The sequence below is a fragment of the Streptacidiphilus sp. MAP5-3 genome, from assembly GCF_041262505.1.
Lineage (GTDB): Bacteria > Actinomycetota > Actinomycetes > Streptomycetales > Streptomycetaceae > Streptacidiphilus.
Genome location: NZ_JBGCCL010000018.1, coordinates 1 through 16533, shown reverse-complemented (window position 1 = coordinate 16533; position 16533 = coordinate 1). Strand labels below are relative to the sequence as shown.

Genomic DNA, 16533 nt, shown 5'->3' with positions numbered 1-16533 from the left:
AGGGACGGAACAACAGCCCGCGCCGCCGGGCGCCCATCGTGCGTGGCTGCCTGGGGGACCGTCCGGCAGAAGGCCGTGTCCCGTAATCGGCGGCAACGATGTGTGATGGTTGTCGTTGACGTTTCATGCGGGATGTCAACGAGCTTGTATGCGTGGTGTTTTCGGGTCCGTCCGTGCTGGTTGTCGAGGGGACGGCGGACGAAGGCGAGGTGGCCGTGGCCGATGCCGGGGCAGTACTCGGCGGCGCGGGGCACCGCCGGTCTTGACCCGCGACAGCACCGCCTTGGGTGGCCTGTCGGGTCACCCTCGCCGCGGCCCAGCAGGCCGTCGCCACCGACTGGTACACCGCGCAGCAGCGCCTCGGGTCCGACCAGTGGGGGGCGGAACGGGGCCGCTGCAGGCGGTGGTCGACCCGAGCACGGGGGCGGTGACGGCGCACGACGGCAGACGGCGCATCAGGGCCTCTTCGAGGTGAGCCCTGCTCGGCGACTGTCCCGCCCGGCGGTTGGCCGTGAACGGGAGCAGGCCTGCGCGGTTCGCGCAGGCCTGCGTGAGGGTGGTCCTGGGTCAGCTCGTTTCGGGGGTGACGCGCTCGATCTCGATGGCGAGGATGCCGAGCGATCCTTCTCGGGGCCGTGGATGAGGCGGGTGTTGGTGGGTTGCTCGTTCCGGGGGCGTCGGGGTTGACGTTGGCCGGGCCCTCGGTGTCGGGCATTTCCTCGAAGCTGGTGTACCGGGCGAGGCGGACGACCTCACCTGGTCGCCTCCGGCCGCAAGACCATCAAGGTCCGCGTCCAGTACGCCAACCTCCGCAACCTGGAGACCGGGCAGTACATCCGCTCCGCCTGCGGCAAAGACGACTGCCTCACCAAGGCCACCCGGGCGCGGGGATGGTCCAGGTCCCCACACGCTGAGGTCGAGGACCCCGGGTTGGTGTGGTGTCCGGCGCCGGTAGCGTTCGCTTTACTTCAACGCAACGATGCAGGTGTCTGTCATTGCGTTAGATTCTCGGTCAGTGCAACGATATTGCGCAATCTACCTGCATGAATGTCGATTTGCTGCAGGGGAATGGTTGCTTGAGATGCGAACGCAACGTAGCGTTCTCGATGTCAGAAACGAAGCGCACGCAAGGAGAGAACGATGCAGAAGTTCGCCACCGCCGCCCCGGTCTCCGCCCTCGTGGACGTCCCCGCCGGCCGGATCCAGGTCATCGCCGCCGACCGCAGCGACGCCACCGTCGAGGTCCGGCCGAGCAACCCCGGCAAGAGCCGGGACGTGAAGGCGGCCGGGCAGGTCGCGGTCGAGTTCACCGACGGGGTCTTGAAGATCCGCGCCGCCGAGCCGAAGAACCAGTACTTCGGCCCGACCGGTTCGGTGGAGGTCACCGTCCAGGTGCCGACCGGCTCCCACCTCGAAGCCACCACCGCCAGCACCGAGTTCCGCGGCGTCGGCCGCCTGGGCGACGTCGTCTTCGAGGGCGCCTACCGGCAGATCAAGCTCGATGAAGCCACCAGCCTGCGCCTGACCGCGGTCGACGGCGACGTCGAGGTCGGCCGCCTCCGTGGCCCCGCGCAGATCAGCACCGCACGCGGCGCCATCCGCATCGGTGAGGCCACGCGCGGCGCGGTGGTGCTGCACACCCACATGGGCGACATCACCGTCGGCGCCGCACCCGGCGCCTCGGCCTGTCTGGACGCCGGCACCGGTCACGGCCGGGTCAGCAACGCCCTGAAGAACGACGGTGCCGCCGTCCTCGACATCCGCGCCACCACCGGCCAAGGCGACATCACCGCCCGCAGCCTGTGAACCTGTGCACGGAAGAGGTCCCGCCCCAGTGACGCCGACGTGGCCAGCCGCTCCTCGCCGAGCTTGGCCCGCCGGCTCTTGGTCACCTCGGTCCCCTCTCGTCGGTCGGTGATGGTCTCGACGTGGCTGCGAGGGATGCGCTCGACGGTGCCGTCCCGCTGCTTGCACCGGGCCAGTGCCGTAAGGCCTCACTCGAACGCCCCAGCGCGGCCTGCGGAGGCTGTCTTCGCGGGCTTGGCCGCCTCTGCCGGGGCCCGGTAGACCCCCACAGCGAGGGCGGAGAGGCGTTCGCGTTGGGTGGGCGGCAGGCCGTTCAATTCGACTGCTCCGGCATCGTGACTGCCTCCCGCCCTGGGCCCGCCCGTTGCTTCTGGCCACCGCCTACCTGCAGCGCCTGACCGGAACCGACCTGCCCCTGCTCGACAAGGGCCCGCCGCAGGGCACCGGCTTGCCCACCCTGGAACGCTTCGCCGAGGCCTGCAAACTGCGCCCGCCCCAGCCGCCTCGTGGCCGTTCCCGGCGGGGGGCCGGCCGCTGCAAGCAGGTGCCCGCGGAGACCCTGTGGCCACTGTGCACGGCCCACCACCACTTCCGATGGGCCGCGACGGAGGAAATGGGAGGTTGCCCGCAACCTCCCTCCCACACCAGGCCACCCCAAGGGGGCCCCGAGCGGTAGCGCCTTCGCGTCCACCGCTATTGCCATCGCATGCTCAACGCGGTGAGTCGGGCGGCGCGTTCGGTGGGGATGGTGGCTTTCCTGGCGCGGCTGTTGGCGAGGAAGAGGCCGAGGCTGACCACCTCGGTGCTGCCGTCGTTCAGCCGGAGCTGCTCTTTGTGGCTGCGGGGGGCGTTCAGGTGGCCTTCCCGCTGCCGGTACTGGGCGGCGGCGGCGAGGTTGCGCCGCTCCTTCTCCGCGTGGCTTACAGGCCCTTTGGGGCGCTGTTCGGGTGCCAGGGGCTCCAAGCCGAGGACGTGTTGGCACATCCACCGCTGCGCCGGTCCGAGGTTCTCCCAGGCGAGTTGCTGCGTCCTTGCCCATGTGGCGAGGTCTTCGCCCTGAGCGGCGACGCTGCCGGGCTCGGTGCCCAGCAGTTTCCCGCCGGCTTGGACGTGACGGCGTGCCAGGGTGAAGCGGCGCTGCCATTCCAGAGACCATCCGGTCGGGCACCAGGCGGGGTCGATGGCGTCGAGTGCGGCCTTGCGGTCGGCGGGCAGCGCCCCGGTCCAGTCCAGGTCCTGCTCACCGGCCTCGGCCTGGCGTTCCAGGGCTTCGGTGCGCCGCTGAGCGGTGCGCCAGTTCTTGAGGATAACCCCGACTGGACGACCGTCCCAGACGGCGTCGGCGGGTGGGCAGGCGTGGCCGTGCACGTGGGCGTAGCCCGTGACCGCGGTGAGGTTGTCGGTGAAGGCCGTGTCGAAGTGGCTCCAGATAAAGCCCTGCTCGTTCAGCAGGCCGATCCGCTGCTCATCGAGGACGCCAGCGGCTTTGTAGCGGCGTTGGTCGGCCACCCACGCCCCGAGGCGGTGTCCGGACGGCGCCCGATAGGCGTAGGGCACCTTCGCGTCCCCGAACTCGGCCTTGTAGACGAGCAGTTCGGCGAGGCCGCGCCGGAACTCGGCTCGTTCGGGCTCCAGCACTCTTGTTGCGATGAACGCGGCGATGGCGGAGGGGTCGCGCCGGCTGGAGAACGTCAGCAGCTCGCGCTCCCCGGCCGCTGACGGCTCCGTGCCGCTGCGGGGTTCGCGTTCGGGCCGGTGTTCGGATTGGGGCATCGCCAGCCTTTCAACGGCGGCGGCGTCGTGCGAGCGCAAAGCGAGGAGGATCTTCGAAAGTCCGTCAAAGGCCCGGGAGGTCAGTAGTTGGGCCTCGCTGGTTTCGCCGGGTTCGAGCAGGACGGGTACGACGATCGTGGCGACCTTCCCGCTGCCGGGCTTCATCCGCAGGGCCCGGCCGACGGCCTGGACGAGGTCGACCATGGACCCGCGCACGTCCGCGAAAAAGACGCCGTCGCAGAAGAAGGTGTCCAGGCCCTCTGAGAGCACCTTGACGGAGGACAGGATGTAGCGCTCCAGGACCCGCCCGTCCGCCTCGGTCAGGGACGCGAACGTCCCTAGTACCCGGAGCCGTTCACCGCTGCTGTGTTCGGCCTCCAGCCACGCCGTGCCGACCGCCTCGGGTCGCGGGTGCAGCGAGGGCTCCTTCTCCCACAGCGCCCGGGCGACGGGGCGCAGGCCGGTGCTCAATGCGCGGGCTTCGGCCACCAGGTGGTGGAAGGACAGAACCCGACGCAGGTCGTACTCCGCACAGGCCGTCAGCGCGGCGGTCTGGAGCGCGGCCAGCCGGGCCCCGCGGTACTGGACGGACCGCTCATCGGCCCCGCGCTGCTCTAGCTCCTGCAGGAGCGGATCACGGACGTCGACGCACAGGATCCGGTACGGGGCGATCACCCCGTCGGAGATCGCCTGCCCAAGCGGGTAGTCGTGGGCGACGGGACCGAACAGGGTTTCGTCGTCCATGGACGCGATCAGCTCGGCCGTTTCCATCCCGGCCGCCTGGGGGCGCTCCCTGCCGCTGTCCAGGACGGACCACAGTCGTGGGGTGGCGGTCATGAACAGGCGCCGGTCGCACGGCACCTTGCTGTTGTCCAGGATCGCCGCCCACGGCCGCCCAGCAGAGCCGGAGACCCGGTGTGCCTCGTCCGTTTTACCGCTTGCATGTGCGTGTTATGCCTCGCTGACCTGTGTCTTTGCGTGGCATCCATGTGTGCGACGTCCAGGACGGCCACTGCGGTCTTCGAGTCGGGCAGGCCGCCGCGTCCCCGCTTGCGGCCGCCGTCACTCGCCATTGCTGGACAGGAGCCTGGCCAAGCCTTCGACCAGGGCGATCTCCCCGGTCTCCACTGCGGGCTTCAGCCACTCGGCCGCGCCCGGACGCCGACGATGTTGCGGTGCACCATCGCTCGCTCGTCGTCAGTGAAGTGGTTTCGCGACAGCCCAAGGATCAGGCGCCCAGGGCGTCTCAGGTATTGGCGGGCTGAACGAACGCCGCCTGCACCTCGCCAGCGTCGACCAGGGCACTCTGGAGCGCTCGCCACTGGGGCGAGTCCTTGGCGGCGCGCAGCAGAGCGTCGGCTTGCCGCCTGACCTCCATCTTGTGGAACGGCTCCAGTGGTGCACCGAGCAGACGCGCGGCGATGATCAGGGCATCTGGGGAGTCAGGGTGGCCGGCTGCACGCTGGGCGACCGCGTGAGCAGGGTTCAGTCCCAGCTCCTGCTCGGCGGTACGCCGTGTCAGGGTCAGCCACGTCTCGTCGTCCAGGCCGGTGGAGTACGCGAACTCGCCCGCCCCAGCCAACGCGGCAGAGGGCAGGCCCGCGTCCAGCGCCGCCTCCCACACCGCCACGGCGCGCTCGCTCGCGTCGCTCGGCCCCTTGGCAGTGCGCCAGGCGACACAGGACAGCAGCTGAGAGACCGCCTCCGCACCGCGCGGACGCCCGGCGACCTGCCGGAAGAAGTCCCGGACCGGCCCCAAGGGGGCGCCCGCGTCCAGGAGCGCCCACGCGACGCGGTCCAACGTCGCGTCCACGCGCTGCTGCGCCCGACGGACCGCCGCGAGAGCATCCCTGTCGCGGGACCGCTCGTCGCCGGTGCCGGCGGCCGGCGTGTCCACCGTCGGTGGCGCGACCAGGAGCTCGGCGAGCTCGGCCCGGTCCACGAGCGCGAACGCGCCCCCTGGCTGGCCGTACGTCAGCCAGGTCCGGGCGGGGGAGTGCGGCTGCCGCAGATCGAACAGCGTCGCCTTGTGGCGCTCCACCCAGGCCGGGCATCGCTCGGTCAGCTGAGACAGCCGGTAGCCGACGACGGCGAGTGCCTGCGGATCGGGTGAGCCCGCCCAGGATCTGATCGGCCAGTTCGACAACGGGGCCGGGGAGTTGTCCGTCCACGCCGTGGCGGACACCCCAAGCGAACAGTCCGGCCAGGGCCTGGCCGCCCGTACTGTTCAGCGCGCCGATGAGGTCGTCACCCATGTCCGCTCGTTCGGCGCTCCCGTTGTGCCATTCGGTGGCCAGGCCGGCCAGCCACGCCACGGCCTTCGGCTCCGAGTCCGCCAAAGTGACGCCGGTTTCGAAGGCGAGGTACACCAGTCGGCAGATGGTCCGGTTCAGCTCCGAGGCGTATGTGGAGGTGTCCCTGGCCGCGGGGCGCGCGCTGATGGCGGCTTGTGTCGCTCACGTGAGCGATCCCGTCCCGTCGAGCTTGCGCGATTCGCGTGCGGAGATCAGCTCATACAGGTACACATGGCGCAGGCGGTGGGTGACCAGCGCGGCCAGGACCCCTTCCGGGTCCTCGGCCCACCTCTCGGGATCGGCGCTGACCAACTCGGCCAGCAGTTGTGCCCGCGCCGATTCGGCGTCGGCATCGTCGCCTGGGACGTCGGCGATCGTCAGTGCGGCCGCCGCGGCAGCAGGGCCGTGCTCGTGTGCCTGCGCTAGGAACGTCTCGGTGGCCATGCCATGGCCCGCGTCGACGTAGGAGTCGACTCGCAGCAGCGGTTCGGGCCGCGTTGGGGCGCCGGCGATGTTCTGCAATGCGCTGACCACCGGCTGCCAGGCGGCGCTGACCGGGGAAGGCAGTACCGAAGCCAGACTCCACGCGCAGTACCACCGGTCGTTGAGCGGCTGCCCGCCAGCCGGATCCTGATGGGCCGTCACCCAGGCGTCGATGTCTGCTTGGCTCGGCACGGGGCCGAGCGCGGTGAGCACGCCCTCCTCCAGGTCCGCCCGCAGGCCCTGCGGGCAATCGGCCATGACCCGCACAAGGAAGTCGAAGACGTCGGCCCGTGGTGACCGCAGCGCGACCACCTGCCCGGTCGCCTCGACGGCGGCGGTCCACCAATCCGTGCCGGTGGGACCGGTCTCCAGCAGATGGACCGCCCGCAGTCGGTGCCCTGGATCCGTCGGCACACTCTGCATCAGCGGCTTGGTGCGCACGCCCAGGTCGACTCCGTGCGCGGCATCGGCCGCGGCGAGGTCGAGCACCGCCCGCGTCAGCGGGACCAGGAACACATGGTGCGTCGGGTCATCGACAGCGACCTGGCGCAGGTCGTTGACCAGATCGGTCGTCCAGTACTGATCAGGCGCGCCCAGGTGCGCCGCCAAGGTGGTAGCGAGAGCGTGGCGGACACCGGTAGCCAGCTTGCCGCCATCGCCACGGGGCGACCCGCCCGGGTAGGCCGTCTCCAGCAGTGCGACCAGGAGCTGTCCGCACTGCCACGTATCCGACCTGGCGAACCCGTTCGCGGCCAGGACTTCCTCGACCACTTGCACCCATGTCCGGTTTCGCTGACTGACCGGAACCTGCTGAGCCCACTCCGCGACACCCACGAGAACGTGCCGGTTCCCGCTAGCGACGCCGAGGGCCTTCCGCATCACCCTCAACGCGTCGATGCCCGCCTGCCACAAGAGCATGACCGCCGACACGACGGCCTCTGCGTCGGCCTCGGCCAGCGCGTCCATGCGGCCCTCGAACCACGCGCACACCAGCTCCGGGTCGCCTGCCAGCAGCCGCTTCAAGTAGGGCTGCGCCGGCCACCGGCCCGGCTGGGGAAGGAAACGCTGCAAGGGCAGCAAGTCCAACCAGGCCGCACTCACCGCCTCAGCGAAGAAGTACGCCCCTGCCCGCGGATCGCTCCACAGCTTGACCTCTTCGGCGTCTGCCGGGGACGGATCCTCAAGCTGGGCGTAGGAGCGCAGCTTTGCAGCGTCCTCCATCAGGTCGTGGAACAGCCGCCCGATCGCGGCAGTGACACCCTCCAACGTCCGGCGCGCCCCCTGGCCCTTCCGGGAGCCGTGCAGGACGCCGGAGGTCTCACGGTAGAAACGATTCCAGGACTGGTCGACGGCCAGACGCTCGCCCGGCCCCATTTCCCAGCCGGTCTGGTCGTGTACAAGCTGCCCGACCTGGCGGATCCTAAAGCCGCCCTTGTCGCTCTCTTGCTCCTCTAGCGCGGCGACCGTCTGCTCGAGCCGCTCCAGACACTCGTCCAGGCCCCCCGCTTCATCGCCCTGCCGTGCGGCCACGACCTGCTTCGCCGAAGCGATGACATCCTTCTGGGCACCCAGTACACCGGGGAAGTCCTCGCCGGCCATCTTGAGCAGCGCGTCCAGAGCGCCGCGGCAGCAGGACTGGGCGACCTCCTCAGCGGCCGGCATCTCCTCGTCCGCGAGCACCCGCTGCGCCGCCTGGAGCAGTCGCGCTGCCCTCTCGCCGTACTCGCCCTGGCTGACCAGCAGGTCGACCAGCTGCGAAGAGATGGTCGAGGAACCCTCGGGATCCGGCATGGCCTGGGACGCTTCGCTCACAACGATCACCGTACCCGCCGGCACAGCGGGCCGGCCGGATCGACGAGGCGCCCAAGTACCGGTCCGGGGCTACACGCTGCTGGTCACGACTGTCCCCGCTGACCGGGCGTCAACCAGGGTCTCCCTGGCCCGTTGTGGCGTGTGGGAGTGACGGACTTTACCAACTGTTGCTGGGGCGTATGCGACGTTCGTCGGGTTTGGTCCGTGGGTGTGCTGTGGGGGTGTGGGGTGGTGGAGTGCGGCCCCGCTACCAGGGGTGCTGGGACCGGATTGGGTGGTGGCGCGGATGGTGGATGGTCGGTTGGTGGTGGGGGATCTGCGGGTGCAGGAGATCGTGCGCGTCGACGGGCGGGTGACCTACACGGTCGTGGACGAGTCCTGCGCGGTGGTGGGGGCAGCGGACGCGTTCCTGCGGTCGTGTCGGGCGGGGACGGCCCGCACGTACGCCTACCTGCTGGTGGATCATCTGCGGTGGCTGCGGTTCGCCGGGTTGAGCGTCGAGTCGGTGGTGCTGCGGGACCTGACGCATTACATGGCGGCGGTGGGCGCGGAGTTCACGGGCCCGTTCGGGTTGCCGTGGCGGGTGGGCCGGCGCCCGTACGGGAACAGTGCGTTGAAGACCGCGGCGGCGTGCCTGAAGGGCTTCTATCTTCACCAGGCCACCTGCGGGGTGAACCGCGCCGTGGCGCAGGAGCTGCGCGGGTCGCGGTTGCCGACCCGGGCGGACCGGCGCCGTTCGATGCTCGGTCATGTCCTGACCGAGATGCCGGCGAACCCGCTCGCGCCGGACCGGTGGGTGCGCAGGCACCCGAAGATGCTCCCTGAGGGCGCGCGGGAGCAATTGGTGGACCAACTGGCGTGTGCGCGGGACCGGATGGTGGTGACGTGGCTGGCTGACGGGGGCTTCCGGGTCGGGGAGTTGTGCGGTCTGCACCTGGTGGACCTGCACCTACGTGAGGGCGCGGCGTGCGGGCAGTGCCGCTCCGCGCACGTGCACATCTGCCATCGCGAGGGCAACGCGAACCGGGCCCGGGTCAAGACCAAGACGCCCTGGCAGCGACAGGACGGCGTGGTCTCCGGGGGCGCTGTCCGCCGGGCGAGCCCGGCGATGATCCACACCTACTTCGACTACATCGCCACCGAGTACCCGCGGCAGGCCGGCCACGGGATGCTCCTGGTCAGCCTCCACGGCCCCACCCGGGGCCAACCGTGGACCACCGACGGCGTGCGGGGGATGCTGCGCCGGGCCGGGCACCGCCTGGAGCTGGGGCGGGTGGCCCCGCACGCTTTCCGGCACACCTTCGCCACCGGGGTCCTGGACGCGGCGGGCGGTAACGCGGTCATCGCCCGCGACGCGGGCGGCTGGGCGTCGGCCGCGACGGTGGAGGAGGTCTACGGCCACGCGGACGTCCACGACCCGCTCTTCGCCGCGGCCCTGGACCGCGTCTGGGGGCCGCAGCCATGATCCCACTGGCACTGCTCCCGGGCCACGACGGCAACCGCCGGGTGGGGCGCGACCGCCTGGAACTGCTCACCGCGCTGATCAACGCACCGGGGTTCGACCCGCTGTACCGCAGCGAGCTGATCGCCTTCCCACCTCAGCACCCGGTCTACGCCTGGCAGTGCACCGTCCAGGGGTGCGAGCGGATCCGGCAAATGAGCCAGACTCTGTGCGGAACCCACTACCTGCTGTGGGAGCAGGCCGAGGCGGCCGGCGTGTCCAGAGCGGGGTTCATGGAGGGCGCGCAGCCGCTGAAATCGGCGCGGGGGACCGACTACGGCCGCTGCCGGATCTGCCCCGAGCGGCCGGCCGGTACGCCGTCCCTGCGACTGTGCAACCAGCACCACAACCGCTGGCAGCACGGCTCGGCTGCCGCCTTGGGCATCGAAGAGATAGAGCGGTGGATCGCAGCACAGCGCCCGCTGCCGGGATTCGGCCCCTGCAAGGCCCGCTGCCCCTTCCTGGCCTGCTCCTCGATAGGCCTGTGCATCCAGCACGAGTCGCGGTATCAGACGCAAGGGCGTCCCGGCAGGGCACGGTCATTGACCTCGACGCGCGGCCGCACCCAGGACGGCCGGGCGCTCCCGGTGGTCTACGACGACCAGGAGGTTTTCGACACCTGGTGCGCCAAGGCGTTGCCGGTCTCCCAACCGGGGCTGGTGAACCTGCACGGACTGCCCGCGCCACTGCGCGCGGAGATCCAGTGGGCCCTGAACGCCCACGCCCAGCAACGGCAGCACTCGGACTGGAACGTCAACGGCATCAGGAACCTGGTCAACCACTGCTGGAACGGGGCGTTCTCCTCGCTGATGGACCTGGAGGCCGGCGGCTACGCGGGGCTGACCCGCAAGCAGTTCGACTCCCAAGTCCGCCGGATCGTCTGGGAGAGCGTCAACGGCCTGCGCTGCGTCTACAACAGCCCCGCGGACACCAAGGACGCCGGCTTCCTTGAGACCGATCATTTCGGCCGCCGCTTCAAGAACGCCCAGAGCCACTTCGACCTCACCGCGGTGCCCCAGCGCTGGCTGAGGGACCTGGTGTGGGACCACCTCACCGCGTGGCTGCGCTCCCCGCAGTGCCCGCGCACCAGAGGCCCCTTCGAACAGGCACGTCGCGCCGCGGTCGAACTGGGCGTCTTCCTGGAGACGGACGCCTCCTCCGGAGGCCACGACCCGACGGTGCTGCGGCGAGAGCACGCGGACCGATTCGTCGCCGACCAACGCCACCGCGCCCGGCACGGCCTACCCTCGCTGGGGATGGTCCTGGTCGACGGCCGGTCCCCGACGGTGACGGACCTCAGCTGCCAGTTCGTCTTCAACGGCGCCCGCAAGCTGCTCTACAGCGCTATCACCGGCGGCCAAAGCGAGCGCTTGGGCCTGGACACCGGGTTCCTGACGGCCATTCCGTTCGGCGGGGCCGGACTCAAGCAGCGCTCCCGCAACCCCTTCACCGACGACGTCGCCAAGGCACTGTCCGACGAAGCGAACCTCCAGCGCCTGGAGGAAGTCGACCTCAGCGGCGTCGGGCTGCGCGACATCTGGGAGACGATCGCCCACACGGGGCGGCGCTGCAGCGAGGTGGTGGAGCTGCGCCTGGACTGCATCGGCCGCTACCAGGGGCTGGCGATGCTGTGGCACGACCAGACCAAGGTCGGGAACTACAACGAGGGCATCCGCATCCCCGAGACGGTCTACGAGCGCTTGGACGCGCGCCGCACCAAGACACTCGCGCTCTTCGAGCGCCGGTTCGGCCGCACCCCCGAGGCCGGGGAGCGCGCCATGCTGGCGCTGTTCCCCTCGCGGATCCGCAATCCCAACGGGCAGCAGTCGATCTCCTACGGCCACTTCAACCAGCGCTTCAAGACCTGGATCAACGGCCTGGACCTGGGCGGCGCCTACGTCGCCCACCAAGCCCGCCACACCCTGGCGACCAACCTCCTGAGGGCCGGCGCGACCTTGACCCACATCCGCCGCTACCTCGGCCACCTCTCCGAGCGGATGGCCGAGCACTACGTGAAGATCACCAACAGCGACCTCGAAGACGTCCTGAACACCGTCTGGGTCGCCGGCCCCGGGGCCGCCAGTCCAGGAGAGCTCCTGTCCCGCGGCAACAAGGCGATCAGCCGTGAGGAGGCCATGGTGATGGCCCTCGATCTCTCACGCCGCAGTACCCCCGCCGACGGCGGCTTCTGCACCTACCAGCCCGTCGTCAACGGCGGGGCGTGCCCGTGGAAGCTGGACTGCGAGAACTGCGACAAGTTCGTGATGTCCGGCGCCGACCTCCTCTACTGGCGCCGCAAGGCGGAGCAATGGCGCATGATCGCCGAGAACGCTCCCGACGACGCGACCGCCGACTACCTGCACACCGTCTTCGAACCCACCGCCCGCGCCATCGACGGCCTCGAAAGCGCCCTGGCCGGCCTCGGTCTGCTGGACGAAGCCCTCAACATGGACCTGCGCCGCCCGCAGGACTACTTCCACCGCACCTGGAGCACCGCCTTCCGCGCCAGCGACCTCGCCGCACTGCAACCGTCTACCGCGGGAGAGCACGAGTGACGCCGCCCGACACCGCCCAGACCGGCGCGGCCATCGCCGCGCGCCGCCGAGCGAGCGAAGATCTGGTGGAACGAGTCAGAACCGCCCTCGCATCGATGCGACGCGACCGCACCCCGATCACTGTCGCCGCGCTGGCCCGTACCGCGCAGGTCTCACGCACCTTCCTCTACCAAAACCACCAGGCCAAAGCACTCATCGAGCAAGCAGCAGCTGCCGCCGGTAACCAGCAACGAACCAGGAGCAGCACCACCTCCGACGCCACCCAGAGCGCCTGGAAAGAGCGCGCCCTGAACGCGGAAGACGGCCTGACCGCAGCTCAGGCCGAGATCCGAATCCAGCGCACCCGCATCGCCGAACTCCTGGGCAAGATCCGCGATCTCGAGCACGACCTCCCCGAAGGCTCCCTGCAACGAATCGTTGCCGAGAACGGCAGCCTCAAGCTCCAGGTCCACCAACTCGTACAGGACCAGCAACGTGCGCACGAGCGCCTGGCCAGCGCGCGGGAGAGCAACCGATTCCTCGACCGACGCGTTGCCGACCTGGAGGCACAACTTGCCTCCTACCTAATCAACCAGCATCGACCAAGCCTGTGAGAAGCACTCAACCGCCACCATCACTCATCCCTCACCAGCGGATGCCGAGTTGGGTGAGGCGTGTGGCGCGGTGGGCGGGGATGTCTGCGCGCCTGCTGCGGCTGTTCGCGATGAACAGGCCCAGGCTGATCAGCAGAGTGGTGCCGTCGCCCAGCGCCAGGGCTTCCTTGTGTGTGCGGGGGACGTTCAGGTGCCCTTCGCGGGCCCGGTACTGGGCGGCGGCGGCGAGGTTCCGAGCCTCCTTCTCCGCGTGCGACACCTTCCCCGCCGGCTTCTCCTCGGCGGGCAGCGGCTCGATGCCAAGGACGTGCTCCAGCGCCCACTGCTGCGCCGGTGAGAGCTTGTCCCAGCCGACCTGCTGGGCGCGCCCCCACCCGGCCAGGTCCTCGCCCTGGATGATGATGCTGCCCGGCTCGGCGCCGGCGAGCGTCCCGCCGTCCCGGGTGTGCCGCCAGGCCAGGGCGAAGCACCGCTGCCACTCCACCGACCACGCCGGACACCACGCCGGGTCGATCGCATCCAGGGCGGCCTTGCGATCGGCGGGCAGCGCCCCGGTCCAGTCCAAACCGGTCTCGCCGGCCTCGGCCCGGCGCTCCAGGGCCTCAGTGCGCCGCTGCGCCGTACGCAGGTTCTTCATGATGGTCCCGACCGGCCGACCTCCCCAGACCGCTTCGTTGGGCGGGCAGGCGTGGCCGTGCTCGGCGGCGTACCCGGCGACCGCGGTGAGGTTGTCGGTGAAGGCCGTGTCGAACGCCGACCAGATCATCCCGAGCTCGTCCAGCTCCTTGACGCGCTCGGCGTCCAGGACGTCGGCGGCCTTGTAGCGGCGCTGGTCGGCCACCCACACCCCGAGGCGGTGCCCGGACGGCGCCTGGTAGGCGTAGGGCACCTTCACGTCCCCGAACGCCTCGCGGTAGGCGAGCAGCTCCTCCAGGCCGCGCCGGAACTCCGCCCGCTCGGGCTCCAGTACCCGGGTGCGGATGAACGCGGCGATCACCGCCGGGTCGCGCTGGGTGGAGAACTGGAGCAGCTGCGCCTGGCCGCCGGCGGAGCGGCGCTCCTCGGGCTCTCCGGCGTGCTTCGGCTCCCTCGGCGGGCGGGTCTCGGACTGCGGCATGGCTAGGCGCTCCACGGCGGCCGAGTCGTGGGCCCGCAGCGCCATCAGGAGCTTGGACAGGCCGTCGTAGGCCCGGGAGGTCAGCAGCTGGTCGCCGTTCTCCCCGGCGCCCAGCAGGACCGGCACCACGATCGTGGCGACCTTCCCGCTGCCGGGGTGCATGCGCAGGGCCCGCCCGACGGCCTGGACCAGGTCGACCATGGAGCCGCGCACGTCGGCGAAGAAGACGGCGTCGCAGTCGAAGGTGTCCACACCCTCCGACAGCACCTTCACCGAGGCGAGGATGTACCGCAGCAGCCGCCACCCGTCCTCCCTGACCAGCGAGGCGAACGTGCCGAGCACGGCCCGGCGTTCGGCCGGGGTGTGCTCGGCCTCCAGCCAGCTCGTGCCGACCAGCGCGGGGTCCGGGTGCAGCGCGGAGTCCTGCTCCCACAGCACCCGCGCCACCTCCGGCAGGCCGGCACTCAGCGCCCGCGCCTCGGCCACCATGTGATGGAAGGACAGCACTCGCGACAGGTCCCACTCCGCGCAGGCGGTCAGCAGGGCCGTCTGCAAGGCCGCCAGCCGGGCTCCCCGGTACTCCACCGACACATCACTCGCACCGCGCTGCTCCAGGCCCTGGAGGACCGGGTCTGACACGTCCACGCACAGGATTCGGTACGGGGCGATCACGCCATCGGAGATCGCGGTTCCGAGCGGGTAGTCGTGGGCAACCGGGCCGAACAGCGCCTCGTCGTCCATCGAGGCGATCAGCTCGGCCGACTCGATCCCGGCCGCCGCCGCCCGCTCCCGATCCGACTCCTTGACCGCCCACAACCTCGGGGTGGCCGTCATGAACAGCCGCCGGTCACAGGGCACCTTGGTGTTGTCCAGGATCGCCGCCCACGGCCGCCCAGCCGCACCAGAGACCCGGTGTGCCTCGTCCACGATCGCGAGCGAGAACGGCTCCAAGCCCTCCTGGTGCGCCTTCTCCAGGTGGCCCAGGCCCAGGCTGGCGTAGGTGGCGAACACCGTCACCCGCCCCGGCCCGGCCGTCCACTTCACCAGCTCCGCCGGATCGGTGGTGCACCGCAAGCCCGCCGGCTGCTCGTTGCCCACCAGCGAGCAGAGCCCGACCATCAGCCCGCCGTGCCCCTCGCGCTGCCAGACCCCGGCCGTCTGCTCCAGCAGCGGAAGCGAGGGCACGATCACCAGCGTCCGCTCCGAGTGGAGCCGCCCGGCGACGTGAACGGCCGTCAGAGACTTGCCCGAGCCCGTCGCGGCCCGGATCTGGCACCGCAGCCCCTCCGGCGGCACCAGACCCGACGCCGGAGGCGTCAGAAGTCGTACTGCCGCGTCGCACGCCTCTTCCTGGTGCGGACGCAATTTCTTCGCCACGATTGACCATTCCCATTTCTCGGAATTCACGCGACCCGATAGAAAAGCACTTCAAGTCCTTACGGGTTCAAGCCCGACATTTCACGGCCTCGCATCATGACGCCTCCCGCGCGGCAGAAACAGCCACCGCAGGCACGTGCACCAGGCCCTCGCCGTTGACCCGGACGTGCTCCGCCGGGGGGACCGCCACAACCCGCTCCACCTTGTTCCCGCTGCTCCGTCAGGCGGGCCTCACGCTCGGCGATCCCCGCCTGCGCACGTTCATCGCAGGCGACGTCGCAGGCCGGCCAGTTCAGGGTGCGGACGAGGTCGGCGATCCGTTGCCACTTGGCAGCTTGTTGGACGGCGTGCGGGCCCGACTCCTGGGTTCGGCCGGCCTGCCGTTCCCAGTCGAGCGCCTCGGACAGGGCCGCCCCGATCTGCTGCGGGGACTTCCCCCGCGCGCGCCGCTGGATCAGAGCCCGTGCAAATTCGATGACGCCCATTCCAGTCCCATCCGAGAGAATGGTTCGAGACACCGGAACCGCTCGACCATGAGGCTTCCAGAATCCTTCGGCACCCCGCCAACAATCCCAGAGTCTAGCGGGATTCTATCTTTGATGCAGTGGAACGACGAAGCCGGGCCGCACACCACCCCATCGAGTGACCCCACCCCATGACGACCCATCACCCAACCCCCCCAGGGCGCGAAGCGCCCCGACTCACCGCCCCAGTCAGCCCGGGCGAAGCCCGGCATCCACCCCCACCTCACCAAGGGCCGAAGGCCCCACCCTGACACTCACTCAACTCCGCAGCGAAGCGCGGAGTTGACCCACCACCACCCACACCCGTGCAGCGCCCGTCACCCCCGCCGATCGGGCGCAGCCCAATCCGGCCGGCGCAGCCGGCCCGCTGCCCGAGCGCAGCACGGGCCAGTCCCTGCCCACGCACAGCTCGGGCGTCACCAGGGGCCGCAGGCCCCCACACTTCACACCACCTCAGCTCCGAAGCGAAGCGCAGGAGCTGACTCACCACCAGGGGCGCGCAGCGCCCCGCCCCACCCATCGGGCCAAGCCCGATCCGCCGGCGAAGCCGGCTACCCGCACGAAGTGCGGGCCAGCCACGGGCGAAGCCCGAGGCCCCCGGCCGAAGGCCGGGGCAGTACCGGCGGCGAAGCCGCCGCGCAGCGCCGAAGGCGCAAGCAACCCGGGCCGAAGGCCCGTGGTTACCCGGCGCAGCCGGG

8 protein-coding genes are annotated in these 16533 nt (G+C 70.5%); 4 read left to right on the top strand and 4 right to left on the bottom strand.

Going from position 1 to position 16533, the window contains the following annotated elements:
• Positions 1-1140: 1140 nt before the first annotated feature.
• Positions 1141-1806 (top strand): DUF4097 family beta strand repeat-containing protein, encoded by a 666-nt coding sequence (locus tag ABH928_RS24200; protein WP_370069934.1) that lies wholly within the window; start codon positions 1141-1143, stop codon positions 1804-1806.
• Between the two features lie 693 nt (positions 1807-2499).
• On the opposite strand, the gene ABH928_RS24195 is transcribed toward ABH928_RS24200, so the two are convergent.
• The 3 genes from ABH928_RS24195 to ABH928_RS24185 all read right to left on the bottom strand — a co-directional run bounded on the left by ABH928_RS24195 (position 2500) and on the right by ABH928_RS24185 (position 8168).
• Entirely contained in the window at positions 2500-4416 is a 1917-nt protein-coding gene (locus tag ABH928_RS24195) for a Helicase associated domain protein (RefSeq protein ID WP_370069932.1), read from the bottom strand.
• Between the two features lie 409 nt (positions 4417-4825).
• Positions 4826-5764, bottom strand: a complete 939-nt coding sequence (locus ABH928_RS24190; protein ID WP_370069930.1) for a hypothetical protein — start codon at positions 5762-5764, stop codon at positions 4826-4828.
• Between the two features lie 271 nt (positions 5765-6035).
• Positions 6036-8168: a hypothetical protein gene (locus ABH928_RS24185; protein WP_370069928.1), complete on the bottom strand. Its 2133-nt coding sequence runs from the start codon at positions 8166-8168 to the stop codon at positions 6036-6038.
• A 286-nt stretch (positions 8169-8454) separates the two neighbouring features.
• Between ABH928_RS24185 and ABH928_RS24180 the strand changes: the two genes are divergently transcribed.
• From ABH928_RS24180 to ABH928_RS24170, 3 genes are read left to right on the top strand one after another with little or no spacing between them, the layout of a single operon-like run.
• The gene (locus tag ABH928_RS24180) at positions 8455-9633 is read left to right on the top strand and encodes a tyrosine-type recombinase/integrase (protein ID WP_370069926.1); all 1179 of its coding nucleotides are present in this window, start codon (positions 8455-8457) and stop codon (positions 9631-9633) included.
• Complete coding sequence (locus tag ABH928_RS24175; RefSeq protein ID WP_370069924.1) at positions 9630-12224, top strand: tyrosine-type recombinase/integrase; 2595 nt, start codon at positions 9630-9632, stop codon at positions 12222-12224. Before ABH928_RS24180 ends, ABH928_RS24175 begins: the two co-directional genes overlap by 4 nt.
• Positions 12221-12817, top strand: coding sequence for a DUF6262 family protein (locus ABH928_RS24170; protein ID WP_370069922.1), 597 nt, complete (start codon positions 12221-12223; stop codon positions 12815-12817). Before ABH928_RS24175 ends, ABH928_RS24170 begins: the two co-directional genes overlap by 4 nt.
• A gap of 31 nt (positions 12818-12848) precedes the next feature.
• Here the strand turns inward: ABH928_RS24170 and ABH928_RS24165 are convergent, their stop codons facing one another.
• Positions 12849-15311 (bottom strand): Helicase associated domain protein, encoded by a 2463-nt coding sequence (locus tag ABH928_RS24165; protein ID WP_370069920.1) that lies wholly within the window; start codon positions 15309-15311, stop codon positions 12849-12851.
• Positions 15312-16533 lie beyond the last annotated feature (1222 nt).

Excerpts from the sequence above, each read along its gene's own strand:
- ABH928_RS24195 (WP_370069932.1), bottom strand. The coding sequence starts at position 4,416 with ATGACCGCCACCCCACGACTGTGGTCCGTCCTGGACAGCGGCAGGGAG.
- ABH928_RS24180 (WP_370069926.1), top strand. The coding sequence starts at position 8,455 with ATGGTGGATGGTCGGTTGGTGGTGGGGGATCTGCGGGTGCAGGAGATC.
- ABH928_RS24175 (WP_370069924.1), top strand. The coding sequence starts at position 9,630 with ATGATCCCACTGGCACTGCTCCCGGGCCACGACGGCAACCGCCGGGTG.
- ABH928_RS24200 (WP_370069934.1), top strand. The coding sequence starts at position 1,141 with ATGCAGAAGTTCGCCACCGCCGCCCCGGTCTCCGCCCTCGTGGACGTC.